Below are 22946 nucleotides of genomic sequence, written 5' to 3'. Positions count from 1 at the left end.
TCACCCGGCTGTGGAAGCATGGGTTGGCGTGAAGGTCGTAGCACTGGTCGGCGGGGTCGGCGGCGCGAGGTTCCTGCAAGGGCTCAAGCAACTGGGAGCCGACGTCACCGCGGTGGTCAACACCGGCGATGACGTGTGGATGCACGGGCTGCGCATCTGCCCCGACCTCGACACCTGCATGTACATGCTGGGCGGTGGCATCGACTCCGACCGCGGCTGGGGCCGTGCGGACGAGTCGTGGACCGTCAAGGAAGAGCTGATGGCGTACGGCGCCGACCCGAGCTGGTTCGGGCTCGGCGACCGGGACATCGCCACGCACCTCATCCGCACCAGGATGCAGCGGGCCGGCTACCCGCTGTCCGCGGTCACCGAGGCGCTGTGCGACCGCTGGCAGCCCGGCGTGAAGCTGCTGCCGATGTCGGACGACCGGGTGGAGACGCACGTCGTCGTCGAACTGGACGGCGAGACGAAGGCGATCCACTTCCAGGAGTGGTGGGTCAAGCACCGCGCGGCCGTGCCCGCGAAGTCGTTCGCGTTCGTCGGTGCCGAGACCGCCACCCCCGGACCCGGCGTGCTGGACGCGATCGCCGAGGCCGACGCCGTGGTGCTGGCCCCGTCGAACCCGGTGGTGAGCATCGGCACGATCCTGAACGTGCCCGGCGTGCGGGACGCGTTGCGCAAGACCGAGGCCGGTGTCGTCGGCCTGTCGCCGATCATCGGCGGGAAGCCGTTGCGCGGCATGGCGGACGCCTGCCTGGCCGCGATCGGCGTGGAGACCTCGGCCGAGGCGGTCGGGCAGCTCTACGGCTCCCGCAAGTGCTCGGAGGACGGCATCCTGGACGCGTGGCTCGTCCACACCGGTGACCGCGCCGACGTGCCCGGTGTGGCCGTGCGCGCGGTGCCGCTGCTGATGTCCGATGTGGACGCGACGGCCCAGATGGCCCGCCACGCGCTGGAGCTGGCCGGAGTCGACGTTGGCTGACCACGCCGCGGCCGCCCTCGAGCTGCTGCCGGTTCCCAGCCTGCCGGAGTTCCGGCCCGGCGACGACCTCGCCGGTGCGATCGCCGCCGCCGCGCCCTGGCTGCGCGACGGCGACGTGCTGGTCGTCACGTCCAAGGTGCTGTCCAAAGTGGAGGGCAGGCTGGTCACCGTGCCCGCCGACCCCGGGGAACGCGACCGGATCCGCCGCGAGCACGTCGCCGCCGAGTCGGTGCGGGTGCTCGCCCGCAAGGGCCGCACGCTGATCACCGAGAACAAGCTCGGCGTCGTGCAGGCCGCGTCCGGCGTCGACGCCTCGAACGTCGCGGGTGACGAGATCGCGCTGCTCCCGGTCGACCCGGACGGCTCCGCGGCCGCGTTGCGCGGTGCGCTGAAGGACCTGCTCGACGTGGACGTCGCCGTGGTCGTCACCGACACCATGGGCCGTGCGTGGCGGATCGGCCAGACCGACGCCGCGATCGGCTCGGCCGGCCTCCGCGTGCTGCACGACTACGCGGGCTCGGCCGACCAGCACGGCAACGAGCTCTTCGTCACCCAGGTCGCGGTGGCCGACGAGATCGCGGCGGCGGCCGACCTGGTCAAGGGCAAGCTCGGCGCGGTGCCGGTGGCGGTGCTGCGCGGCTTCGACGTGGTCGACGACGGGTCGTGCGCGCGTGACCTGGTCCGGCCGATCGAGGAGGACCTGTTCCGCCTCGGCACGGAGGAAGCGCTGGTGCAGGGCCGCGCGGAGGCCGTGCTGCTGCGCAGGTCGGTGCGGTTCTACTCCGCCGAACCGGTGGACCTCGCGGTGCTCCGGAAAGCGGTCGGGGCGGCGTTGACCGCTCCCGCGCCGCACCACACCAAGCCGCTGCGGTTCGTGCTGGTGCGGGAGAAGCGGGCCGAGCTGCTCGCCGCGATGCGCGAGCAGTGGGAACGCGATCTCCGCAGCGACGGGTTCACCCCGGAGCAGATCGCGCGCCGGGTGCGCCGGGGCGACCTGCTGGTGGAGGCGCCGGAGGTCGTGGTGCCGTTCCTCGTCCGCGAGGGCGCTCACACCTATCCCGATCCTCGCCGCGCCGACGCCGAGAAGACGATGTTCACGGTCGCCGGTGGCGCCGCCGTGCAGGGGCTGCTGGTGGCGCTGGCCGCCGAGGGCCTCGGCTCGTGCTGGGTGTCGTCGACGATCTTCTGCGCGGACGTCGTGCGCGCCGTGCTGGGTGTGCCGCAGGACTGGGAGCCGCTGGGCGCGGTGGCCGTGGGCCATCCGCTGGAGCCGCTCGTCCCCCGCGAGCCGCTGGAAGGACTGATCGAGCTGTGACGCTGCACGCCGACACCGTCGCGACGCTGCGGGCGTTCCCGGGCCAGGACGCGTTGAAGGAGGCCTACCTGGGCTTCCTGGCGGCCCGCGAGGACGCCTGTCGGCGTTCTTGCGAACCCGGCCACATCACCGCCTCCGCGCTGGTCCTCGACGCCACGGCAAAGCACGCGCTGCTGACGCTGCACCCGCGCGTCGGCCGCTGGCTGCAGCTCGGCGGGCACTGCGAGCCGGGCGACGAGACCCTGGCCGCGGCGGCGTTGCGCGAGGCCACCGAGGAGTCCGGCATTCGCGGCCTGCGGATCGAGCCGACGCCGGTGCACCTCGACGTGCACCCGATCACGTGCTCACTCGGCAAGCCGACGCGGCACTTCGACGTGCGGTACCTGGTGCGGGCACCGGTCGGCGCGCAGCCGGTGCGTTCGGCCGAGTCCGTGGACCTGCAGTGGTGGCCGCTGGACTCGTTGCCGGACAACGTCGACGACCTGCACCCATTGATCGAGTCAGCGCTGGCCCGTCTGAGCTAGAACTTGCGGTAGTCGCGCGGCGAGAACCTCGGCGCTCGCCGCGGCCGCTGCAGACCCGCCGCCTGCAGGTAGCAGACCGCGCGGTGGCGTTGCGGGTTGTAGGGCGCGAGCAGTTCCATCATCGCGTCGTCGTCACCCGGCGTGCCGGTCAACGCCCACGTCACGTTCTTCGCCACGTGGTAGTCGCCGACGCTGACCGCGTCCGGGTCGCCCCAGGACCGTTGCGCCACTTCGGCCGAGGTCCACACGCCGATGCCGGGCACTTTCTCCAGCAGTTCCCGGCTGCGCATCTCCGCGGCCTTCTCCAGCCGGTGCGCGACCTGGGCGGCGTTGACCAACGTCCGCCGCCGCGCCCCGTCGAGGCCGCACTGGTGCCACTCCCAGTCCTGCAGGCTCAACAGCTTGTGCGGGGTCGGCGGCACCTTCAGCGGCTTCGGTCCCGGCGCCGGCTCACCGAAGCGGCGACCGAGCTCGCGCCACGTCCGGAACGCCTCCGTGCCGGTGACCTTCTGCTCCAGGATCGAGGCGAACAGCAGGTCCCAGACCCGGCCCGTGCTGCCCAGCCGCAGTCCCGGCCGCCGTCGCCGCGCCTCGGCGACGATGTCGTGGTGCGCGACGAACTCGTGCACCGGGTCGTCCGCGCCGAGCAGGGCGGGCAGACCGTCGAGCAACCACAGCCCGCCGTCACCCCACGCCCGCGCGCGGACCTCGTCCGACACCCTGGTGATGTGCACCGTGCCAGGCCCGCACGGGGTGTTCGCCGCGAACCAGATGCCGCCCTCCGTGCTGAAGGACGGGTCACCCGGCCCGCGGCGCAACGGCCCGAGCACCGCTCCCAGATCAAGTGGGAACGGTGGAGTCCAGCTCCTCTCAGGCATCCGTCGAAAATCGCACGCCGGCCTCCGGCAGCACCACACCCGGCCACACCCGAGCGCCACCGATCAGCTCACACCGCGCCCCGATCACCGCCGAGTCGCCCACGACGGCGTCCTTGAGCACCGCACCGGCCTGCACCAGCGCACCGGCACCGACGATCGACCGCTCGACCACGGCACCCTCACCGACCACGGCCCCGTCGAACAGGATCGCGCCGTCGAGCACCGCACCCTCGGCCACCGTGCAGTTCGCACCGACCGTGCTGCCACCACGAACCGTGGCACCTTCGTGCACGTTCGACCCGTCGAGCACCAGGAAGTCACCGGGCTGGGCCACGGCCGCCGACGGCGCCACACCGCGCACGAGGTCAGCTGACCCCTGCACGAACGCCTCCGGCTTGCCCAGGTCCAGCCAGTAGGTCGCGTCCACGTGCCCCTGCAGCCGCTTGCCGGCCTCCAGCAGCCCCGGGAACGTCTCCCGCTCCACCGACACCGGCCGACCAGCCGGAATCGCGTCGATGACCTCGCGCCTGAACACGTAGCAACCCGCGTTGATCTGATCGGTCGGCGGGTTCTCGGTCTTCTCCAGGAACGCCTGCACGCGCCCCTCCTCGTCCGTCGGCACACAGCCGAACGCCCGCGGGTCCTGCACCTTCACCAAGTGCAGCGTGACGTCCGCCTCGTGCTGACGATGCGTGTCCACGATCCCCGCCAGGTCGACCCCGGAGAGGATGTCGCCGTTGAAGACCATCACATCGGGCTCGCGCAGCTTGTCGGCCACGTTCCTGATGGCACCCGCGGTGTCCAGCGGCACCTCTTCGACCACGTACTCGAGCTCGAGCCCGAGCCGCGACCCGTCCCCGAAGTACTCCTCGAAGACCTCTGCCTTGTAGGAGGTACCGAGCACAACGTGGGTGATCCCGACCTCCTTGATCCGCGACAGCAGGTGCGTCAGAAACGGCACCCCAGCAGTCGGGAGCATGGGCTTGGGAGCGGACAGGGTAAGCGGGCGAAGACGGGTGCCCTTCCCCCCGACCAGTACCACAGCTTCAACGCCGTGCACCTTTTTCCTCCTCCGCGTTACGGCAAGCCGTTCGACGGAATACTCTGACACGAAGCAGATCGTCAGATGGAGTCTGGTCCCGCCAGGGATCTGGTCCCGGCAAGGAGCAAAATCCGACATGGACCCCCGCGACCGGGCCGACGCCTTGCTCGCCCGCGCCCGCGCACGTGGGCGGAACATCGTGACGCCGGACAACATGACGTCCCCCATGGACTCCTCCGACACCCAGCAGATTCCCCGCAGCCTGGTCAACGCGGTGGACCCGCGCCTGGACCCGGACTCGACGATGATCCTGTCCGCGGCCCAGGCATCCGGCCAGTCCCAGCAGCACCGCCCGCAGCAGCCCCCACCGGGCCAGCGCCCACGGCAGCAGCAGCAGATGTCCGCACCGAGGCCGACCCAGCCCCTTCCCGCTCCCGCGGCGGCAGCGGATGACGCGGAGATCACCCAGGTCGTCCAGCCGGGCATGATCCCGACCGTCTCGCACCACCAGACGACCCGTTCCTCGCTGTCGCAGCGGCTCAGCGGCGACATGTGACGACGGCAGCCCGGTCGTCGTCAGGGCGGGCAGGCGGCAGGCCGGCTGCCCGCGATCTCGTCAGCCGCGAGCCAGCAAGCTGACCCGCACCTTCAACCCCACCCGCACCGCCCACCGGAACGGCGCCCACACCACCCCACGGTGCCGATCCGCCAGATACCGGTATGCAGACCGGTGATGCTCCGCCAGCATCCGCTTCGAAGCCCGAGCCGTCGAATGCCCGCCGATGTGCACGACCTCGGCCTCGGGCACGTACACGTTCACCCACCCGGCCTTCGCCACCCGGTCCCCGAGATCAACGTCCTCGAAGTACATGAAGTACCTCTCGTCGAACCCGCCGACCGAGTCGAACGCCTCCCGCCGCATCAGGAAGCACGACCCGGACAACCACTCCGCCACCCGCTCGACCGGCTCCTGCTCCTGCCGGTAGGCACGGGTCCACGGGTTCCCCGGCCACACCACCGCGAACAGCGCGTGCCCGATCCCCCGCCCGACCGACGGCAACAGCCGCGCCGACGGGTAGATCTCGCCGTTGGGTTCGCGGATCAGCGGCCCGAACATCCCCCCGCGCGGCCACCGCGACGCGGCGTCGATCAACGCGTCGACGCTGCCGGGCAGGAACTCGATGTCCGGGTTCGAGATCAGGATCCAGCCGATGTCAGCGGGCAGCGCCGCGACGCCGCGGTTCGCCCCGCCGCCGTAGCCGAGGTTGCCCCCGGTCGGCACGAAGGTGACGTGCTCGCGTTCGGCGGCCACCTGTTCGGGCACGCCGTCGGTGGAGCCGTTGTCGGCGAGGATCACCCTGGTCTCACGCGTTGTCGCCTTCGCGAGGGTGTCCACGAACGGTGCCAGCGTCTCGCCCGGCGAGTACGTGACCGTCACGACACCAAGTCCGTCGCCGTAGTTCACGCGCGACACGATAGTGGTTCGTTGTTGAGCGAAAGCGCGTGCACCAGTCAGCGGCGGTGACGAATGTGCGACGCGCGCTCGTAGGCGAGCCGGTGGCGTTCGGCACTGACCGCCCACGAGAAGTCCTTGGCGCGCTGCTGACCGGACGTGGCCAGCGACGACCGGCGGGCCGGGTCGTCCAACAGGTCGGCGATCGCCGCCGCGATGTCACCTGCTCCGACACCGCAGTACGCGACCGCCTCGCCACCCACCTCCGGCAGCGACAGTCTTCGGGTGGTGAGCACGCACGCGCCGCACGCCATCGCCTCGAGCACCGGCAGGCCGAAGCCCTCGCCGAGCGACGGGTAGGCGACGAGCTGCGCACCGCCGAGGAAACCCGCGAGCTGCTCGAACGGCAGGTAGCCCGCGCGGATCACGCGGACGCGGTGCGGGACCGAGTCGAGCGCGCGTTCCACTTGGCTGTCCCAGCCGGGCTGGCCGGCGAGCACCAGCGCGGGCGGGTTCGGGCGACCGGCGACGGCCTGGGCGAAGCCGCGGATGAGCGCCGGGACGTTCTTGCGCGGTTCCAGCGCGCCGAGGAACGCCACGTACGGCATGTCCCCCAACGACAACGTGCGCCGCACGTTCAGGATCTCGTCCGGCGACGGCGGGTGGAAGCGCTCGGTGTCGACGCCGTGCTGGGCGATGTGCAACGCCCGGCGGTCGGCGCCCGCGACGCGCACCAGCTCGTCGGCGGTGGCCTGTGACGGAACCACGCACAGGTCGGCGCGCTTGAGCGACGCACGGGTCCACGCGCGGAAGAAGCGCGCCTTGACCGAGGAGTGCAGCACGGGGTCGGTGAAGAACGTCGCGTCGTGCAGCGTCACGACCGACGCGGCCTTGCTGGCCAGCGGAAGTGTGTAGTGCGGCGAGTGCAGCACGTCGATGCCCAGTGTCCGCACCAGCCGCGGCAGCGTCGTCTGTTCCCAGGTCAGGCGGGCTGTCCTGGTGGCGACGGCGTCGGCGGCGCGGATCACGCGGGCGTTCGGGGCGATCTTGGTGAAGAGGTCTTCGTCACGCGGCTGGCACACGACGGAGAGCCTGGCTCCGTCGGCGTCGAGCGCCGCGACGAGCGAATCCACGTAACGTCCGACGCCACCTCGGTCCGCGGGCACGGCGGTGGCGTCGATCAGCACGCTGGGTTCGACGATCGGCACGATCAGCAGCGTACGGTCATCGCGAAACGCGTTTACACCGAATGCATCAACTACTTTGTTACACGTGGGTTGCCCAAACACCACGCGCAGTATTTTCCCAGGTGAACTCACTCGCGCGGGTGATGCCCGCCTCGATGGTGTGGCACGGATCCGCCAGAACGGCTCGCAGCCCTTCGGTGAGTGAGGCGAGGTCTCCGCGCCGCACCACGGTGCCCGCTCCGCCCGCCACCTCCACGAGCGCCGGGTCGTCCGAGTGCACCACCGGCACCCCGGCCGCCATCGCCTCCAGGACCGGCAGGCCGAACCCCTCCGCGAGGCTCGGCGCGGCCAGCACGGTCGCCCCTGCCAGCACCGACGCCAGCCGCTCGTCGCTCACCCGCCCGAGCAACCGCACGTGCGGCGCCCGCAGGTCTACCCCGCCCCACCCCTGCGGCCCGACGACCACGAGCGGCACGCGCAGCCGTTCGGTGGCCCGCACGAGCAGCTCGAACCCCTTGCGCGGCTCGATCGTGCCGACCGCGAGGACGTAGGTCTCCGGCAGGTCGGCCGGCATGTCGGTTGCCTGAAGATTCGTCACGCCGTTCGGGACGACGTGGACGGGAACCTCGACCCGGACGTGCGCGCCGAGCTGGTCCGCGACCGCCCGCGTCGGCACGACCAGCGCCTTGACCTCCCTGGCCGCCCGCGCGATCACCTTGCGGTGCCACGCGACCCCGCGCGGCGTGAGCGTCTCCGGGTGCGTCCACGGCACCACGTCGTGCACCGTCACGACGGCCCCTTCGCGCGGCGCGAGCGGCGTGGGCGCGTGCACGTGCGGCCCGAGGTTCGGCGGCAGACCGCGCTCCCACAACGCCACCAGCACCCGGCGCGGCACCCTGATGTTCCGGTCCGCGTTCGCCGTGGCGGCGGTGGTCACGGACCAGGTGTGCGGCGCGGTCGTGCGCAGCGCCTTGAGCAGCTCCGCCGTGTACCGCCCGGTGCCGCCGGGGACGGGCGCGTTGAGTTGCTCGGTCAGCAGTACTAGCTCGGGCACGTCGCGTACCGTCTCACGCCGTGTCGCCGCTCAGCACCGTGGTGGTCGTGACATGGCGCGGCCGTGACCACATCACGGCGTGCCTGGACGCCCTCGCAGCCCAGAAGAGTCCACATCGGACGATCATCGTCGACAACGCCTCCGACGACGGCACAGCCGCGCTGATCAGCGGACACGAGGTCGTGCGCCTGCCGTCGAACCGCGGCTACGCCGGTGGCCTGGCCGCGGTCCTGGCCTCGGTCGGCACCCCGTACGTCGCCTGGCTCAACGACGACGCGGTCCCCGACCCGTCGTGGCTGGCCGAGCTGGAACGCGCTCTTGCGGGCGACCCCGGCGCGGCCGCCGCGACCTCGTCGATCCTGCTCACCGACGGCTCCACGCAGTCCGTGGGCGTGGCGCTGACCGCGGACGGCCACGGCAAGGACGTCGTGCTGGCAGGCCGTGAGGTGTTCGGCTTCTGCGGCGGCGCGGCCCTGCTGCGAACGGACGTGCTGCGGGCCGTCGGAGGGGTGCCGGCGAGCTTCTTCTGCTACTACGAGGACACCGACACGGCCTGGCGGCTGCGGCTGGCCGGGCACCGGGTGATCTCGGTCGGCCCGGCGCGGGTGCGGCACCGGCACGGGGCGTCGACCCGGCCCGGCTCGCGGTTGTTCCACCGCTGGAACGAGCGCAACCGGCTGCTGATGCTGCTGCGGTGCGCGCCACTGGTGGTTGCGCTCTCACAGCTGGGCCGGTTCGCGGTGCTCACGGCGCTGCTGCCGATGCGCGGGAACGTGCCGGACGCGGCCAACTTCCGGGTCGGGTTGCGCGTCCAGGTACTGGCGGAGGTGGTGCTGCGGCTGCCGGTGACGCTGTGGCAGCGGGTGAGGATCGGTGCGCGGTCGACCGTTCCACGCCGGGCGGTCTGGCGAGACTGGTCCGGCCGCTGACCTGGGGGATCAGTGCCCTGGATCGATTCCGCCTAGCGCCCCCGCTGGGGGCGTTTCGGTCCCCACTCCAATCGTCTCAGAGGGGTCTGACAATTCATGTCGGGTAGACGCAAGCGCAGACCGGTCCGCACGAAGAACGGGCCCCGCCGCACCCCCGAGCTGATCCACGACCCCGCCGGCCAGCGCGCCCTCGACGCCGTCCAGAAACGCGTCGCCTGGTACCTCGTCACGGGCGGTGCCGCGGCCATCGCAGCCGGGTCCGCGCTCGGCATCACCCTCAACGTCGGCTTCCTCCTGCTCGCCCTGCTCGGCGGCCTCGCCTTCGCCCTCGGCCTCTGCGGCCTGTCCGAACGCAAGCAGATCGCCCTCCCCGCCTTCGCCGTCGGCCTCGCCGCGCCGTTCGTCCTCACGTTCGGCGGTCACAGCGTGTTGATGAACGAGATCGGCCACACCGAGCGGTGCACGGTCACCAAGGCCGTGGAGCACCCGCGCAACAAGTACCCCTCGGTCGACTACGTGCTGGCCTGCCCGAGCGGCGAGGTCGAACTCGACCGCGACTGGCCGGACCGGCTGAAGAGCGACGACGCCGAGGTCCGCGTCGGTCCGCCGCTGCGGCCCGTGTTCGCGGAGCCGGGTGGGTGGAACCTCTGGCTGGTCACGAGCGTCCCCTTGACGATGATCGCACTCGTGCCACTCGCCAGGGCCCTGCGGAAGAAACCGTGAGCAGGCCCGTCCCGCTGATCGTGATCGGCGTGCTCGGCATCGCCGCTGCCGTCGTGCTGGGCGCGGTCGTGCCCACGAACCACCAGCTCGCGGTGATGATCCCGGGCTGTCTGCTGGCGTGCGCGTTCGCGTGGGGCGTCGGGAAGCTGGCCGACCCGTGGCTGGTGCTGCCGGCGTTGATGGTGCTGGTGCCGGGCACGGCGGTGCTGGTCGGCGACGGGCACCGGGCGTTGATGGACGTCCTGGCGCAGCGCGAGACGTGCGTCGTGGAGCGGGTCGACGAGGTCACCGGGCACGACAACCCGGCCTACTCGCACCGGGTGCACTGCCCGGACGGCACCGCGCTCACCGTCGTCGTGCAGGGCAACGTCGACAAGCAGCTGCCGCTGGGACCGGTGACCGTGCTGCGGCACGAGCACATGCGGCCGTTGCTCGCCGACCGCAACGACTGGTCGGTCGGGTGGGTGCTCGGCGTACCAATCACGATCTTCGTGCTGCTGATCTGTGCAACCGGCCTGCGGGCGCGCAGAGTGATGAGGCAGGCTTAGCGCGTGGATCGAGCATCTCTGCCCGTCGTCTCGGTGGTCGTCGTCAACTACCGGGGCGCGGACGACACCATCACCTGCGTCCGCGGCCTCGCCGAGCTCGACTACCCGGCCGAACTGCTGCAGGTCGTCGTGGTCGACAACGAGGCGCACGACACCGCACGGCTCACGCGCGAGCTGCCGGGCGCGCAGATCGTCACCTCGGCGCGGAACCTCGGGTTCGCCGGCGGGTGCAACCTCGGTGTCGAGCACGCCACCGGCAGCGTGCTGGCGTTCCTGAACAACGACGCGCGTGCCGACCGCGGCTGGGTCAGGGCCGCGGTCAAGGTCTTCCACTCCGAACCCGCGGTCGGCGCGGTCGCGAGCAAGGTGCTCGACTGGGACGGCGAGAACATCGACTTCGTCGACGGCGGGCTGACCTGGTTCGGCATGGGCTACAAGCGGCACGCCGGGCAGCCGGACGACGGCAGCCACGACGGCCCGCAGGACGTGCTGTTCGGCACCGGGTCGGCGCTGTTCGTGCGCACGGAGCTGTACAAGCAGCTCGGCGGGTTCGACGAGCGGTTCTTCATGTTCTACGAGGACGTCGACCTCGGCTGGCGGATGAACCTGCGCGGCTGGCGGGTGCGCTACGAGCCGGCGTCGCTGACGTTCCACCGCCACCACGCGTCGATGAGCTCGATCGACCACAGCCGCGAGCTGTACCTGCTGGAGCGCAACGCGCTCGCGGCGCTTTACAAGAACTTCTCCGACGAGACGCTCACGAAGGTGCTGCCGGCGGCGCTCGCGCTGTGCGTGCGCAGGGCGACCGCGCGCGGCGAGATCGACGCGACGCAGCTGGAGATCACCCGCAGGCCGGCGGACCCGGCGCTCGACCGCGAGCCGGTCGGGGTGTCGCGCCAAGCGCTCGCCGGGTTCCTCGCGATCGACCAGTTCGTCGAGATGATGCCGTCGCTCGCGGAGTCGCGGAAGAAGGAGCAGGCCCAGCGCCGGCTCTCCGACACCGACCTGGTCCCGTTGATGCGCAAGGCGTTGGAGCCCGCGTACCCGCTGCCGCGCTACCTCGCCGCGCACGACGTCCTGGTCGACGTGCTCGGCCTGGACGACGTGTTCGGCAAGCCGCGCAAGATCCTGGTGATCACCGGCGACGCGATCTCGGACCGGATGGCGGGCCCGGCGATCCGCGCCTGGCACATGGCCGACGTGCTGTCCGGCGAGCACCAGGTGCGGCTGGTCACGACGAACCCGTTGTGCGTGCCGCCGGACGCGCCGTTCGGCGTCGAGCGCGCGCGGCCGAAGGAGCTGCCGCCGCACGTCGAGTGGGCGGACGTGATCGTGCTGCAGGGCCACGCGCTGGAGATGGTCCAGGAGCTCAAGCGCACGTCGTCCACCAAGATCGTGGTCTGCGACATGTACGACCCGATGCACCTGGAGCTGCTCGAACAGGGCAAGGACGACACGGACGAGAAGCGCGCGCTCGACCTGAAGACCGTCACGAAGGTGCTGAACACCCAGCTCGAACGCGGCGACTTCTTCCTGTGCGCGTCGGAACGCCAGCGGCACTTCTGGCTCGGTCACCTGGCGTCGCTGGGCCGGCTCACGCCCACGTTGTACGACAACGACCCCACGACCGCGTCGCTGCTCGGCATCGTCCCCTTCGGACTGTCGGGCAAGCCGCCGCAGCGCACCGCACCGGCGATCAAGGGCGTCGTGCCGGGCGTGAGCGACGCGGACAAGGTCGTCATCTGGGCGGGCGGCGTCTACAGCTGGTTCGACCCGCTGACGTTGATCGAGGCGATGGACCACCTGCGCAAGCGCCGGTCGAACGCCAAGCTGTACTTCCTCGGCATGAAGCACCCGAACCCCGAGGTGCCGGACATGGACATCGCCGGCCAGACGCGGTCGCTCGCCGCGTCGCTGGGGCTGACCGGCGAGCACGTGTTCTTCAACGACGGCTGGGTGCCCTACACCGAGCGGCAGAACTGGCTGCTCGACGCGGACTGCGGTGTCACCACGCACTACGAGCACGTGGAGACCACGTTCGCGTTCCGCACGCGGGTGCTCGACTACCTGTGGTCTGGGCTGCCGATCGTCACCACGTCCGGCGACTCGTTCGCGGACCTGGTGGCGCGGGAAGGACTGGGCGTCGTGGTGCCGCCGGAGGACCCGGTGGCGCTGGCTGGCGCACTGGAGAAGGTGCTCTACGACGAGGAGTTCGCGGCCGCGTGCCGTGAGCGCATCGCCGTCGTCCGCGAACGGTTCACCTGGGAGACGGCACTCGCGCCGCTGGCCGAGTTCTGCCGCAACCCCAGGCCCGCCGCGGACCGTCTGCCTGGCTCGGCGCCACTGGTGCGCACGCCGGAGCTGAGCAAGGCGGACAAGGTGAAGCGGGACCTGCGGCTGGTGCGCGAGTACCTGGACGCGGGCGGCCCGACCGAGTTGGCCAAGCGGGCGACGGGGCGTCTGCGCAAAATCGCGCGTGGCGGTAACTAATGGCTCGTAAACCCCTTTCCGTGCTGCTGGACGGCACTCCCCTCCTCGGGCACCGAACCGGGATCGGCCGCTACACGGCGGCGCTGGCCGAAGAGCTGGCGTCGATGCCGGGCGAGGCCGAAGTCCGGGCGGTCGCGTTCACCCTGCGCGGCTGGCGCGCGTTGCGGACGGTGCTGCCGCACGACGTCACCGCCCGCGGCCTGCCGATCGCGGCACGGGCGTTGCGCCAGATGTGGCTGCGCGCCCCGTTCCCGCCGGTCGAGCTGCTGGCCGGCTTCTCCGACGTCATGCACGCCACGAACTTCGTGCTGCCGCCCACCATCCGGGCCGGCAAGGTCGTCACGATCCACGACCTGGCGTTCCTCGACAGCCCCGGTGACCTGCCGCCGTCCGACGCCCGGTTGCCGGAGCTGGTGAAGCTTTCGGCTCAACGGGCGGACGTGATCTGCACGCCGACCGCGGCCGTCGCCGATGTCGTCGCCGACCGGTTCTCGGTGCCGCTGGAGAAGATCGTCGTGACGCCGCTGGGCGTCGACCCGGCGTGGTTCGCCTCCCGGCCGCCGTCGGCGACGCTGCGCGGCCGGCTGGGGCTGCCGTCGGAGTACCTGCTGTTCGTCGGTGCCGACGGGCCCCGCAAGGGGCTGGAGTTCCTGGTGAAGGCGCACGCGTCCGACCCGGCGCTGCCACCGCTGGTGATCGTCGGTCCCGGCCGGTCCGGTGTGGACGGACGGGTGCTGAGGACGGGGTACCTGTCGGACGTGCACCTGCGGTCGGTGGTGGCCGGCGCGACCGCGCTGGTGCTGCCGTCGCGCGACGAGGGCTTCGGCCTGCCGGTGCTGGAAGCGTTGGCGTGCAACGTTCCGGTGGTCTGCTCGGACGTGCCGGCGTTGCGCGAGGTGGCCGGTGGGCACGCGTTGCACGTGCCGGTCGGCGACGTCGACGCGCTGGCGGCCGGGCTGGCGGAGGCCGTGGCGGCACCGAAGACCCCGACCGCGCAGGCGGAACGGCGCGCGCACGCGGCGGGGTTCACCTGGCGGCGGTGTGCGGAGCTGACGCTCGGGGCTTATCGGCGGAGCAAGGCCTGAGGTTCTGCGAGGGCGTCAGAAAATCCTGACGCCCCAACAGGTTTCCTCATCACCGAGAATGCGGCCTCGGTGCGTACTTGTCGAGCTGGCTCGCTGACACCTGTCGCGAGCCCGTCACCACGGCAACGCAACGCAAGAAACGCTGTCTGTCGGAATCCGCTGTCGCGGGACGCTGGGGGTCGCGCCCGGAATCGAACATGCGGAACAGGCTCCCGCATCACCCACAGCCTTACCAGACAGGTCACCCCAATGGACCAGCTCAGGCACGCGGAGCGACCACACCTGCCCGGAACGCCTCCGAAAGGGCGCTGCGCCAATGCGGCAAAGGACGCAGTCCCGCTGCTGCCCACGCCGCACCCGACAGCACGGAGTAGGCGGGCCGAGGCGCCGGCCGCGGGAAGTCGGCCGTGGTGCACGGGGTGACCCGCTCCGGATCGGCGCCCAGCTCGGTGAAGATCGCCTGGGCGAAGCCGAACCAGGTCGTCTCGCCACCGCCGGTCGCGTGCAGCAACCGGGTGGAGGGCAGCACCGAGGCCAGTTCGAGCAGTCCGGCGGCCAGGTCGCGCGACCACGTCGGCGTGCCGCGTTGATCGTCCACAACGGACAGCGAAGGACGCGAGAACTCCAACGCCGCCATGGTCTTCACGAAGTTCGAGCCGTGCGCGCCGTACACCCAGGAGGTGCGCACGACCCAGCCGCCTTCTTCGAGCACCCGGCGTTCGCCTTCGAGCTTCGTGCGCCCGTACGCGGTCTTCGGGCCTACGTCGTCCGAAGGCTCGTACGGACGTGCGCCGTCACCGGAGAACACGTAGTCCGTTGACACGTGGATCAACGGAATGCCAACGGATGCGCACGCCCGCGCCAGCAGACCGGGACCGACGGCGTTCACCTCGAACGCGCGGTCCTCGTCGGTCTCCGCCGCGTCGACGGCGGTGTAGGCGGCGCAGTTGACCACCGCCGCGTACCCGCGGACGTCGTCGGCGGTCACCGCGGTCACGTCGAGCTCCGCGGACGACACGGCGCGCACGTCGTCGGACAGCAGGGCGAGGTCGTGGCCGAGCTGACCGCGGCCACCGGGAACGAGGATCACGTCGGCTCAGCCCTTCGCCAGCGCCGCGCGCTCCTTGAGCGGCTCCCACCAGGCGCGGTTCGCGCGGTACCACTCGACCGTCTCCGCCAGGCCGGTGGTGAAGTCGACCTGCGGCTTGTAGCCCAGCTCCGCGGCGATCTTGGAGATGTCGACCGAGTAGCGCCGGTCGTGGCCCTTGCGGTCCTCGACGGGCTCGACGGACGACCAGTCACGCCCGGTCGCGGCGAGCAGCTTCTCGGTGAGCTCGCGGTTGGTCAGCTCGGTGCCGCCGCCGATGTTATAGATCTCGCCCGGCCGGCCGCCCTCGGCGACGAGCTGGATGCCGCGGCAGTGGTCGTCCACGTGCAGCCAGTCGCGCACGTTGAGACCGTCGCCGTAGAGCGGCACCTTCTTGCCGTCGATCAGGTTGGTGACGAACAGCGGGATCACTTTTTCCGGGAACTGGTACGGCCCGTAGTTGTTCGAACACCGCGTGATGCTGACCGGCAGTCCGTGCGTGCGGTGGAACGCCCGCGCGAGCAGGTCGGAGGACGCCTTCGAGGCCGAGTACGGCGAGTTGGGCTCCAGGATGTGCGACTCGTCCCACGAACCGGACTCGATGGAGCCGTAGACCTCGTCGGTCGACACGTGCACGAACCGGCCCACGCCCGCGTTCAGCGCGCCCTGGAGCAGGGTCTGCGTGCCGAGTACGTTCGTGAGCACGAAGTCGGCGGAGCCGGTGATGGAACGGTCCACGTGCGACTCGGCGGCGAAGTGGACGACCACGTCGGCACCGCGCATCTGCTCGGCGACGACGGCCGGGTCGCAGATGTCGCCGCGGACGAACTCGAACCGGCCGGCGACCGGCGCGAGGTTGGTCTCGCTGCCCGCGTAGGTGAGTTTGTCCAGCACCACCACTTCGGCACCCGCGAAGGCCGGGTACGAGCCGCTCACCAACTCCCGCACGTAGTGCGAGCCGATGAACCCGGCCCCACCTGTCACCAGTACGCGCATGCTCTGTTCCTCCCGTGGTGTTCCACCACTTGCAGTCTGTCATGTGGTCTATCGGTGCAACCCACAGCAATGTCACGTCGTGTGTCTTATAAAACGACTAAACTCCGTGGGGTGGGGGAGGAACCAACTGTGGAAAGCAGAGGTCTGCCGGTACGGGTGACGTCAGCCCGCCCGTCGTCCGCTTTCCGCGCATTCCTGATCACGGGGCGCATTTTCACCGCACTCGTCTCGGCGAGTGTGCTGCTCGTCACGTCGGTCGGCTGGGCGCAGCTCAAGAGCGCCAACGACGGCATCGCGAAGACCGACGTCATCGACCAGGAGATCGCGAAGGACGCCGGTCGCAAGCCGCTCGACGGCGCCGTCGACATCCTGCTGGTCGGCATGGACAGCCGCACGGACGCGCAGGGCAACCCGCTGTCCGACGAAGTCCTCGCGCTGCTCAACGGCGGGTACGCCGACGGCGAGCAGAACACCGACACCATGATCCTCGTGCACATCCCGGTCGACGGCACCCGCGCGGTCGCGATCTCCTTCCCCCGCGACGCGTACGTGGAGATGGCCGACGGGTTCGGCAAGCACAAGCTCAACTCGGCGTTCGCCCGCCAGCGCAACACGGTCGACCAGGAGATGCGCAACCGGGGCGTGACCGACGAGAAGCAGATCCGCGACGAGTCGATGGCCGCCGGCCGCAAGACGTTGATCAGGACCATCGAGGGCATGACCGGCGGGTCGGTGCGCATCGACCGCTACGCCGAGGTCAACCTGGCGAGCTTCTACGAGGTCACGAAGGCCGTCGGCGGTGTCGAGGTGTGCCTGAAGGAGCCCACCCGCGACCGCGACTCCGGTGCCGACTTCGCGGCAGGACCGCAGCTGGTCGAGGGCCGCGCGGCCCTGTCGTTCGTGCGGCAGCGGTCGAACCTGCCCGGCGGCGACCTGGACCGCATCGTGCGGCAGCAGGTGTTCATCGGCGCGCTGGCGAAGAAGGTGCTGTCGACCGGCACGCTCACCGACCCCACCAAGCTCAACGCGCTCGTCGAGTCCGTGCAGAAGTCGGTCATCCTCAGCGACGGCTGGGACATCACCACGTTCGCCGAGCAGATGCAGGGCCTGGTGGGCGGCAACATCGAGTTCCGCACGATCCCGGTGGGTGACCCGATGGACACCTACGGCGACGGCAACGTGCTGCCGGTGAACCCCAAGCAGGTCAAGGACTTCATCACCGGCCTCGCCGGGGACAAGCCGTCGAGCACCCCGCCGGCGCCCACGACCACGCTGCCCGCACCGCCGAACTCCGCGATCACCGTGCAGGTCCACAACGCCGCGAACGTGCAGGGCCTCGCGAACCAGGTGCTGACCACGCTGACGGGCAAGGGCTTCCAGCGCGGCCAGGCCCTGTCGGCGCCGAACTCGGACAGCACGGTCGTGAAGTACGCGCCCGGCGAGGAGGGCTCCGCGCGCAAGGTCGCGAACGAGCTCGGGCCGACCGCGACGGTCGAGGAGGACGCCTCCGTCCGAAGAGGACAGGTGCAGGTGTTCGTCGGCACGGACTACGTCGACGACGGCGAGGACGTCGAGGTGCAGAACGCGCCGGGCACCCCGCCGGTTGTGACGAGCAGCACGCCGCCGATCACAGCCGGTGGTCTGGTCTGCGTCAACTGACCAGAAATCCCGGCGTCACGGGTCTTCGACGGTTACGCTGAGCATTCGAAACCCGTACCTGGGAGGAACAGCGTTGACCGCTGCATCGCGCGCCAAGAAGGCCGTGCTGGTCACCGGCCGGACGGTGGTCGCTCTGCTCGCGGTGGCGGCACTGGTGTTCTCCGGCTACTTCTGGACCGCGCTGCGGCTGGTCAAGCAGAACACCAACACGACGCAGATCCTCGAGGTGCTGGAGGACATCCCGAACTCGCCGCCGGTCGAGGACGGCGCCGTCGACATCCTGCTCGTGGGCAGCGACAGCCGGACGGACGCGCAGGGCCGGCCGTTGCCCGCGGACGTGTTGCGCAAGCTGCGCACCGAGAGCACCGACACCGTGAACACGGACACGATCATCGTGATGCGGGTGCCGCGCAACGGCGGCAAGGCGAGCGCGATCTCCATTCCACGCGACACGTACGTGCCCATCCCCGGTTTCCGCGAGGACAAGATCAACGCGGCGTACGGCGCGGTGAAGTACCTGACGGCGGAACGGTTGCAGGCCGAGGGCGTGAGCGACCAGGCCGAGCGCGAGCGCCGGTCGGACGAAGCGGGGCGCAAGGCGCTGGTGCAGTCGGTGCAGGAGCTGACCGGCATGCGCGTCGACCACTACGCCGAGATCAACCTCTACGGCTTCTACCTGCTGACCGAGGTGATCGGCGGCGTGCGGGTGTGCCTGAAGGCCGGCACGTCGGACCCGAACTCCGGCGCGAACTTCCGCGCGGGCGAGCAGGTGGTCTCCGGCGGCGACGCGTTGTCGTTCGTGCGGCAGCGGAACATGCCCGGCGGTGACCTGGGTCGCATCGCGCGGCAGCAGGTGTTCATGTCGCAGGCGATGAAGCAGCTGCTGTCCGCGGGCACGTTCACCGACCCGGCCAAGATGAACGGCCTGCTGGACGCGATCTCGAAGTCCGTGGTGGTGGACCAGAAGCTCGACCTCGCGACGCTGGCGACGCAGGCGCAGGGCCTCGCGTCGGGCAACGTGGAGTTCGCCACGATCCCGGTGACGAACATCGACGCGCGCAACGAGCGCGGCCAGAGCGTGGTGACGGTGGACCGCGAGGCCGTCAAGGCGTGGGTGCGCCAGCTGATCGGCGAGACGGTGCCACCGGCGCCGCCGTCGACCGCTGGATCGACCTCGGTGGCGCCGTCCGGGACCCCGACCCCGAGCACGCCCGCGCGGTTCGGCGGTGAGAGGCTGCTCTCGCTGGACGGCAACCGCGCCGTGGCAGCGCTGCAACCGTCTGTGCCCTGCGTCGACTAGGAGTTCGCCCGTGAGCGTGACCGAGATCCTCTTCACGCCGCTGCTGAAGGCCGACTCCGGCCGCCCGCTGATCACGCACTACGACGACGCGACGGGCACGCGGGTCGAGCTGTCCCGCGCGACGGTGGCCAACTGGGCCGCGAAGACGGCGAACTGGCTGCGCGACGAGCACGACGTCGAACCGGGCGACCGGGTGGCCGTGCTGCTGCCCGCGCACTGGCAGACCGCGGGCGTGCTGCTCGGCGCCTGGTGGTGCGGGGCGCACGTGGTGATGAGCGCGGACTCCGGCGCGAAGGTGGCCGTCGTGCCGCCGGGTGGCACCGCCGACGCCGACGTGGTGGCCGTGGCATCGTTGCACCCCATGGGTTTGGGCTCCGGCGCGCCGGTCGACTACAACGACGACGTGCGCGTGCACGGCGACGACTTCATGCCGTGGGACGCGGTGCCCGGGTCCGCTCCGGCACTCGGTGAGTCCAGTGTGGACGAGCTGGTGGCACAGGCGCGCAAGCTCGGCGAGGCGCTGGGCGACCAGCCGCGCGTGCTGTCCACAATGGAGTGGAACTCCCCCTCCGACGTGCTGGAGGGCTTTCTGGCCGTGCTGGCGGCCGGTGGATCACTCGTGCAGGTGACGAATCCCGACGCGGGCCAGCTGGCCGCGCGCCGGGACGTCGAGAGGGTCAGCGTCACGCTGCCGCTGGGTTGAGCACCTTGTTGTTCTTGAACAGCACGCGGTCCAGCGCGTAGGCACCGCCGTTGAAGCCGAGCGCCAGCGCCGCCGCACCGAGGACGATCACGAGCTCGGCACCACCCTCACCGATCAGGCCGTTCGGCAGGTGCACGATCAGCCACGCGCCGAGCATGTTGAGCGCGAGCAGCACCCCGACCACCGGCAGCGCCACTCCGGCGATTAGCGCGACACCACCGACGAGCTCGACGATCGCGGCGAACCAGGCGGACAGCGTGGGCAGCGGCACCCCCATCTTCTCGAAGCTCGCGGCGGTGCCGTCCAACCCGTACTGGGTGAACTTCTGCCAGCCGTGCGCGATGAAGACGATGCCGATGCCGATGCGGCCGATCAGCGCGGTGACGTCCTTGACCATGTCCGTTGCTCCCCGATCATGTCGTTTGTTCAAACCCGAACCGAAACTAGTGCAGGTTTGAACAACCTCATGATTTCGACAGGAACCCAACAGCTACTTCTTAAGTTGGACGCCATCACCCTGCGTGTTCGTCAGCGACAGCGAACTCCGCTCGATCTTGTAGGCGACCTGCCCTGTCAGAGCCGCGACCACGGCCTTCTCCACCAGCGTCTCGTCGGGCCCACACGCCTTGTCGGTGTGCACGAGCCCTTCGAACGTGATCTTCTGCCCGTCCACCCGGTAGGACGCCGAGCCTGAGTTGCAGCCGGTGAACACGTCGACCCGGCCGTCCGCGAACGTGAGCGTGGCCGGCACCGCCCCCGGCACGGACGACGCGGCGTCCGCCGACACGAGGGTGTCGACCTTCCACTCGCCACCTTCGAGCTTCGCCGGTTCCTCGGGCGCCAGCACGATCTCGGTGCCGTTTCCGGCGACCACCAGGTTCGCGTCCTTCAGCTGCCAACTCGGCGCGGCGCTGAGCAGCTTCGACAGCCACTCGTCCTGCTCGTGCAGTTCCGGCTTCGGACAGCCCATCGCGGTGGTGCTGAGGTCGTCGACCTTGAGCTTGCCGCCGTCGAGCTCCACCGGGCTCTGCATCATGTTGCACCCGGCCCGCGCGATCAGCCGCCCGTCGTCGGTGAACCGCAGCTCCACGGACGTGCCCTCGACAAGTTCCCGCTCGGTCACTGATGTCGACACGAACACCTTGCCGCGCAACGCGTTCGTGTCACCCGCCTGACCTCCACAACCGGTGATCGCGAGCAGGAGGACGACAGCCGGCGCAAGTCTCATGTCTCCATGACGGAACCGAGTGCCCGCGAGGTTGCCCTTGACATCTCCCAGGCGATCTGGCGTACTTAACCCAGTGGTTAGATAACCAAGTGGTTAGGTAAGAGATGGACCAGCTGAGCGCCACCTTCGCCGCACTGGCCGACCCCACCCGCCGCGCGATCCTCGCGCGGCTCACCGAGGGCCCGGCCACGGTGAAGGAGCTCTCCGAGCCGTTCGACATCAGCGGCCCGGCGATCTCCAAGCACCTGCGCGTGCTGGAGAAGGCAGGCCTGATCACCCGCGGCAGGGAGGCCCAGTGGCGCCCCTGCCAGCTCGACGCGACACCTCTGAAGGAGGTCGCTGTGTGGGCCGAGAACTACCGCCGCTTCTGGGATGCGAGCTACGCACGCCTGGACGCACTCTTGACCGAGATGAAGGAGAACGAGCAATGACCACCACCTACGGCACCGTCGTCACCACCCCGACCCCCACCACCATCGCCATGACCCGCACGTTCGACGCCCCCGCCGCGCTGGTCTGGAAGGCCTTCACGACACCTTCCCTGGTGCGCCAGTGGCTGCTCGGACCCGACGGCTGGGAGATGCCGATCTGCGAGATCGACCTCGTCGTCGGTGGTGCATGGCGCTACGGCTGGGCCCAGCCTGACGGTTCTCAGGCGTTCGAGATCCACGGCTCGTACGTCGAACTGGAGCCGCACTCGCGGATCGTGCACACCGAGACGTTCGAGGACAACCCGCCGGCGACGGTGACGACGACGTTCACCGAGGAGGACGGGCGGACGACGATGGTCTCGACGATGGAGCTGGGGTCGCAGGAGGGGCGGGACGCGGTGCTGGCGACGGGGATGGCGGACGGGGCGGGGCGGAGCTACGAGCGGCTGTCCGAACTGCTGCCGACGTTCTGACCCAGCCCTGGACGGCCGCCCCGCCCGCCGGGGCGGCGTCGCCGCACGGGTAACTTGAGAACATTGCGCGGCTCGCGGCGAAGGGGGTGCTCATGACCGACAACGGACGAGTCGGGTATCGCGACATCGCCGACGAACTGCGGCGGCGCATCGACTCCGGCGAACTCGCACCAGGCAGTCGGGTCCCCGGTGAGAACGACCTGATGTCGCGCTACGACGTCGAACGGCCGACCGCCCGGCAAGCGTTGGAAGTGCTGAAGAACGAGGGCCTGATCGTCGCTCGGCGCGGCTCAGGAACCTTCGTCCGCGAGTTCAAGCCGATCACTCGTGTCTCCCCCGACCGCCTGAGGACCGGTCAGTCCATCTGGGACGCCGACCTCGGGTCCCGGCCACGGACGGAGAACGTCACGGTCGACGTGGAGCCACCTTCTTCGTCGGTGGCTGAGGCGTTGCAGCTCGCCGACGACGAGCACGTGGTGGTCCGGCGACGCAGGTACGTGGTCGAGGACAAACCTGTGCAGCTCGCCACGTCCTACTTCCCGGAAGCGCTGGTGGCCGGCTCCTCGATCGCGCAGATCGACACCGGCGAGGGCGGCGCGTACGCCCGCCTGAAGGAACTGGGCTCCGAGCCGACGAAGTTCGTCGAGGAACTACGCGTCCGCATGCCTCGCGAACCGGAGCGCGAGGCCCTCGAACTCGCCCAGGGCACGCCGATCATCCTGATCACTCGCAAGGCCTACACCGCAGACGACCGGCCAGTCGAGGTGAACGAGATGGTCCTCGACTCCAGCGCCTACCTGCTCGAATACCGGTTCCACTCGAACGACTGACTTGCCTTCTCTAGGGAACTCCGCTTCAC

The 22946-nt window shown here is 70.3% G+C and carries 24 protein-coding genes; 15 read left to right on the top strand and 9 right to left on the bottom strand.

Annotation, left to right across the window (positions count from 1 at the left end; translation table 11 throughout):
- Positions 1-28: 28 nt before the first annotated feature.
- From cofD to BBK82_RS19175, 3 genes are read left to right on the top strand one after another with little or no spacing between them, the layout of a single operon-like run.
- A complete protein-coding gene (gene cofD, locus BBK82_RS19185; protein WP_065916230.1) occupies positions 29-982 on the top strand; it encodes a 2-phospho-L-lactate transferase in 954 nt (317 codons plus the stop codon).
- The gene (locus BBK82_RS19180; RefSeq protein WP_065916229.1) at positions 975-2297 is read left to right on the top strand and encodes a coenzyme F420-0:L-glutamate ligase; all 1323 of its coding nucleotides are present in this window, start codon (positions 975-977) and stop codon (positions 2295-2297) included. The genes cofD and BBK82_RS19180 overlap by 8 nt, the downstream gene beginning before the upstream one ends.
- A complete protein-coding gene (locus BBK82_RS19175; RefSeq protein ID WP_065916228.1) occupies positions 2294-2821 on the top strand; it encodes an NUDIX hydrolase in 528 nt (175 codons plus the stop codon). The genes BBK82_RS19180 and BBK82_RS19175 overlap by 4 nt, the downstream gene beginning before the upstream one ends.
- Here the strand turns inward: BBK82_RS19175 and BBK82_RS19170 are convergent.
- Positions 2818-3699: a DNA-3-methyladenine glycosylase family protein gene (locus BBK82_RS19170; protein ID WP_065916227.1), complete on the bottom strand. Its 882-nt coding sequence runs from the start codon at positions 3697-3699 to the stop codon at positions 2818-2820. The two genes, BBK82_RS19175 and BBK82_RS19170, sit on opposite strands and share 4 nt — an antisense overlap.
- Positions 3692-4759, bottom strand: coding sequence for a mannose-1-phosphate guanylyltransferase (gene manB / locus BBK82_RS19165; RefSeq protein ID WP_065916226.1), 1068 nt, complete (start codon positions 4757-4759; stop codon positions 3692-3694). Before manB ends, BBK82_RS19170 begins: the two co-directional genes overlap by 8 nt.
- A 118-nt stretch (positions 4760-4877) precedes the next feature.
- On the opposite strand from manB, the gene BBK82_RS19160 reads away from it, so the two are divergent.
- Positions 4878-5297, top strand: coding sequence for a hypothetical protein (locus BBK82_RS19160; protein WP_065916225.1), 420 nt, complete (start codon positions 4878-4880; stop codon positions 5295-5297).
- Between the two features lie 60 nt (positions 5298-5357).
- Here BBK82_RS19160 and BBK82_RS19155 read toward each other — a convergent pair whose 3' ends face one another.
- The 3 genes from BBK82_RS19155 to BBK82_RS19145 all read right to left on the bottom strand — a co-directional run bounded on the left by BBK82_RS19155 (position 5358) and on the right by BBK82_RS19145 (position 8435).
- Positions 5358-6206: a glycosyltransferase family 2 protein gene (locus tag BBK82_RS19155; RefSeq protein ID WP_179953789.1), complete on the bottom strand. Its 849-nt coding sequence runs from the start codon at positions 6204-6206 to the stop codon at positions 5358-5360.
- Positions 6207-6253: 47 nt separating this feature from the next.
- Positions 6254-7381 (bottom strand): glycosyltransferase family 4 protein, encoded by a 1128-nt coding sequence (locus tag BBK82_RS19150; RefSeq protein WP_065921185.1) that lies wholly within the window; start codon positions 7379-7381, stop codon positions 6254-6256.
- A 79-nt stretch (positions 7382-7460) separates the two neighbouring features.
- Positions 7461-8435 (bottom strand): glycosyltransferase family 4 protein, encoded by a 975-nt coding sequence (locus BBK82_RS19145; RefSeq protein ID WP_065916224.1) that lies wholly within the window; start codon positions 8433-8435, stop codon positions 7461-7463.
- A gap of 20 nt (positions 8436-8455) precedes the next feature.
- Here BBK82_RS19145 and BBK82_RS19140 point away from each other — a divergent pair, with 20 nt between their 5' ends.
- From BBK82_RS19140 to BBK82_RS19120, 5 genes are all read left to right on the top strand, one after another.
- Complete coding sequence (locus BBK82_RS19140) at positions 8456-9364, top strand: glycosyltransferase family 2 protein (RefSeq protein ID WP_237048260.1); 909 nt, start codon at positions 8456-8458, stop codon at positions 9362-9364.
- A gap of 96 nt (positions 9365-9460) precedes the next feature.
- A complete protein-coding gene (locus tag BBK82_RS19135) occupies positions 9461-10087 on the top strand; it encodes a hypothetical protein (RefSeq protein ID WP_065916223.1) in 627 nt (208 codons plus the stop codon).
- Positions 10084-10635 carry a hypothetical protein gene (locus BBK82_RS19130; RefSeq protein ID WP_065916222.1) on the top strand — a complete coding sequence of 184 codons (552 nt, stop codon included), beginning with the start codon at positions 10084-10086 and terminating at the stop codon, positions 10633-10635. Before BBK82_RS19135 ends, BBK82_RS19130 begins: the two co-directional genes overlap by 4 nt.
- Positions 10636-10638: 3 nt before the next feature.
- Positions 10639-13125, top strand: a complete 2487-nt coding sequence (locus BBK82_RS19125; protein ID WP_065916221.1) for a glycosyltransferase — start codon at positions 10639-10641, stop codon at positions 13123-13125.
- Positions 13125-14210: a glycosyltransferase family 4 protein gene (locus BBK82_RS19120; RefSeq protein ID WP_179953788.1), complete on the top strand. Its 1086-nt coding sequence runs from the start codon at positions 13125-13127 to the stop codon at positions 14208-14210. Before BBK82_RS19125 ends, BBK82_RS19120 begins: the two co-directional genes overlap by 1 nt.
- A 259-nt stretch (positions 14211-14469) precedes the next feature.
- Here the strand turns inward: BBK82_RS19120 and rfbD are convergent, their stop codons facing one another.
- A complete protein-coding gene (gene rfbD, locus BBK82_RS19115) occupies positions 14470-15300 on the bottom strand; it encodes a dTDP-4-dehydrorhamnose reductase (protein ID WP_065916219.1) in 831 nt (276 codons plus the stop codon).
- Positions 15301-15306: 6 nt separating this feature from the next.
- Positions 15307-16293 (bottom strand): dTDP-glucose 4,6-dehydratase, encoded by a 987-nt coding sequence (rfbB, locus tag BBK82_RS19110; RefSeq protein WP_065916218.1) that lies wholly within the window; start codon positions 16291-16293, stop codon positions 15307-15309.
- Positions 16294-16449: 156 nt separating this feature from the next.
- On the opposite strand from rfbB, the gene BBK82_RS19105 reads away from it, so the two are divergent.
- From BBK82_RS19105 to BBK82_RS19095, 3 genes are all read left to right on the top strand, one after another.
- Positions 16450-17952: an LCP family protein gene (locus BBK82_RS19105; protein WP_237048259.1), complete on the top strand. Its 1503-nt coding sequence runs from the start codon at positions 16450-16452 to the stop codon at positions 17950-17952.
- 73 nt (positions 17953-18025) lie between these two features.
- Positions 18026-19252 (top strand): LCP family protein, encoded by a 1227-nt coding sequence (locus BBK82_RS19100; RefSeq protein ID WP_065916217.1) that lies wholly within the window; start codon positions 18026-18028, stop codon positions 19250-19252.
- Positions 19253-19262: 10 nt separating this feature from the next.
- Positions 19263-19955: a TIGR03089 family protein gene (locus BBK82_RS19095; protein ID WP_065916216.1), complete on the top strand. Its 693-nt coding sequence runs from the start codon at positions 19263-19265 to the stop codon at positions 19953-19955.
- Here BBK82_RS19095 and BBK82_RS19090 read toward each other — a convergent pair.
- Positions 19936-20352: a DoxX family protein gene (locus BBK82_RS19090; RefSeq protein ID WP_065916215.1), complete on the bottom strand. Its 417-nt coding sequence runs from the start codon at positions 20350-20352 to the stop codon at positions 19936-19938. The genes BBK82_RS19095 and BBK82_RS19090 overlap by 20 nt on opposite strands.
- A 93-nt stretch (positions 20353-20445) precedes the next feature.
- Positions 20446-21183, bottom strand: a complete 738-nt coding sequence (locus BBK82_RS19085; RefSeq protein WP_065916214.1) for an META domain-containing protein — start codon at positions 21181-21183, stop codon at positions 20446-20448.
- Between the two features lie 104 nt (positions 21184-21287).
- Between BBK82_RS19085 and BBK82_RS19080 the strand changes: the two genes are divergently transcribed.
- The 3 genes from BBK82_RS19080 (at position 21288) to BBK82_RS19070 (ending at position 22917) form a co-directional block, all read left to right on the top strand.
- Positions 21288-21614, top strand: coding sequence for an ArsR/SmtB family transcription factor (locus BBK82_RS19080; RefSeq protein WP_065916213.1), 327 nt, complete (start codon positions 21288-21290; stop codon positions 21612-21614).
- Positions 21611-22087 carry an SRPBCC family protein gene (locus BBK82_RS19075; RefSeq protein ID WP_065916212.1) on the top strand — a complete coding sequence of 159 codons (477 nt, stop codon included), beginning with the start codon at positions 21611-21613 and terminating at the stop codon, positions 22085-22087. Before BBK82_RS19080 ends, BBK82_RS19075 begins: the two co-directional genes overlap by 4 nt.
- A gap of 92 nt (positions 22088-22179) precedes the next feature.
- The gene (locus tag BBK82_RS19070; RefSeq protein WP_065921182.1) at positions 22180-22917 is read left to right on the top strand and encodes a GntR family transcriptional regulator; all 738 of its coding nucleotides are present in this window, start codon (positions 22180-22182) and stop codon (positions 22915-22917) included.
- Positions 22918-22946 lie beyond the last annotated feature (29 nt).

Source organism: Lentzea guizhouensis, from assembly GCF_001701025.1.
GTDB classification, from domain to species: Bacteria; Actinomycetota; Actinomycetes; order Mycobacteriales; family Pseudonocardiaceae; genus Lentzea; species Lentzea guizhouensis.
This window is presented reverse-complemented; position numbering and strand designations above follow the sequence as displayed.

Coding starts and splice junctions, on each gene's coding strand:
- BBK82_RS19170 (WP_065916227.1), bottom strand. CDS start 3,699: ATGCCTGAGAGGAGCTGGACTCCACCGTTCCCACTTGATCTGGGAGCG.
- BBK82_RS19160 (WP_065916225.1), top strand. CDS start 4,878: ATGGACCCCCGCGACCGGGCCGACGCCTTGCTCGCCCGCGCCCGCGCA.
- BBK82_RS19135 (WP_065916223.1), top strand. CDS start 9,461: ATGTCGGGTAGACGCAAGCGCAGACCGGTCCGCACGAAGAACGGGCCC.
- BBK82_RS19120 (WP_179953788.1), top strand. CDS start 13,125: ATGGCTCGTAAACCCCTTTCCGTGCTGCTGGACGGCACTCCCCTCCTC.
- rfbB (WP_065916218.1), bottom strand. CDS start 16,293: ATGCGCGTACTGGTGACAGGTGGGGCCGGGTTCATCGGCTCGCACTAC.
- BBK82_RS19090 (WP_065916215.1), bottom strand. CDS start 20,352: ATGGTCAAGGACGTCACCGCGCTGATCGGCCGCATCGGCATCGGCATC.
- BBK82_RS19085 (WP_065916214.1), bottom strand. CDS start 21,183: ATGAGACTTGCGCCGGCTGTCGTCCTCCTGCTCGCGATCACCGGTTGT.
- BBK82_RS19080 (WP_065916213.1), top strand. CDS start 21,288: ATGGACCAGCTGAGCGCCACCTTCGCCGCACTGGCCGACCCCACCCGC.
- BBK82_RS19075 (WP_065916212.1), top strand. CDS start 21,611: ATGACCACCACCTACGGCACCGTCGTCACCACCCCGACCCCCACCACC.
- BBK82_RS19070 (WP_065921182.1), top strand. CDS start 22,180: ATGACCGACAACGGACGAGTCGGGTATCGCGACATCGCCGACGAACTG.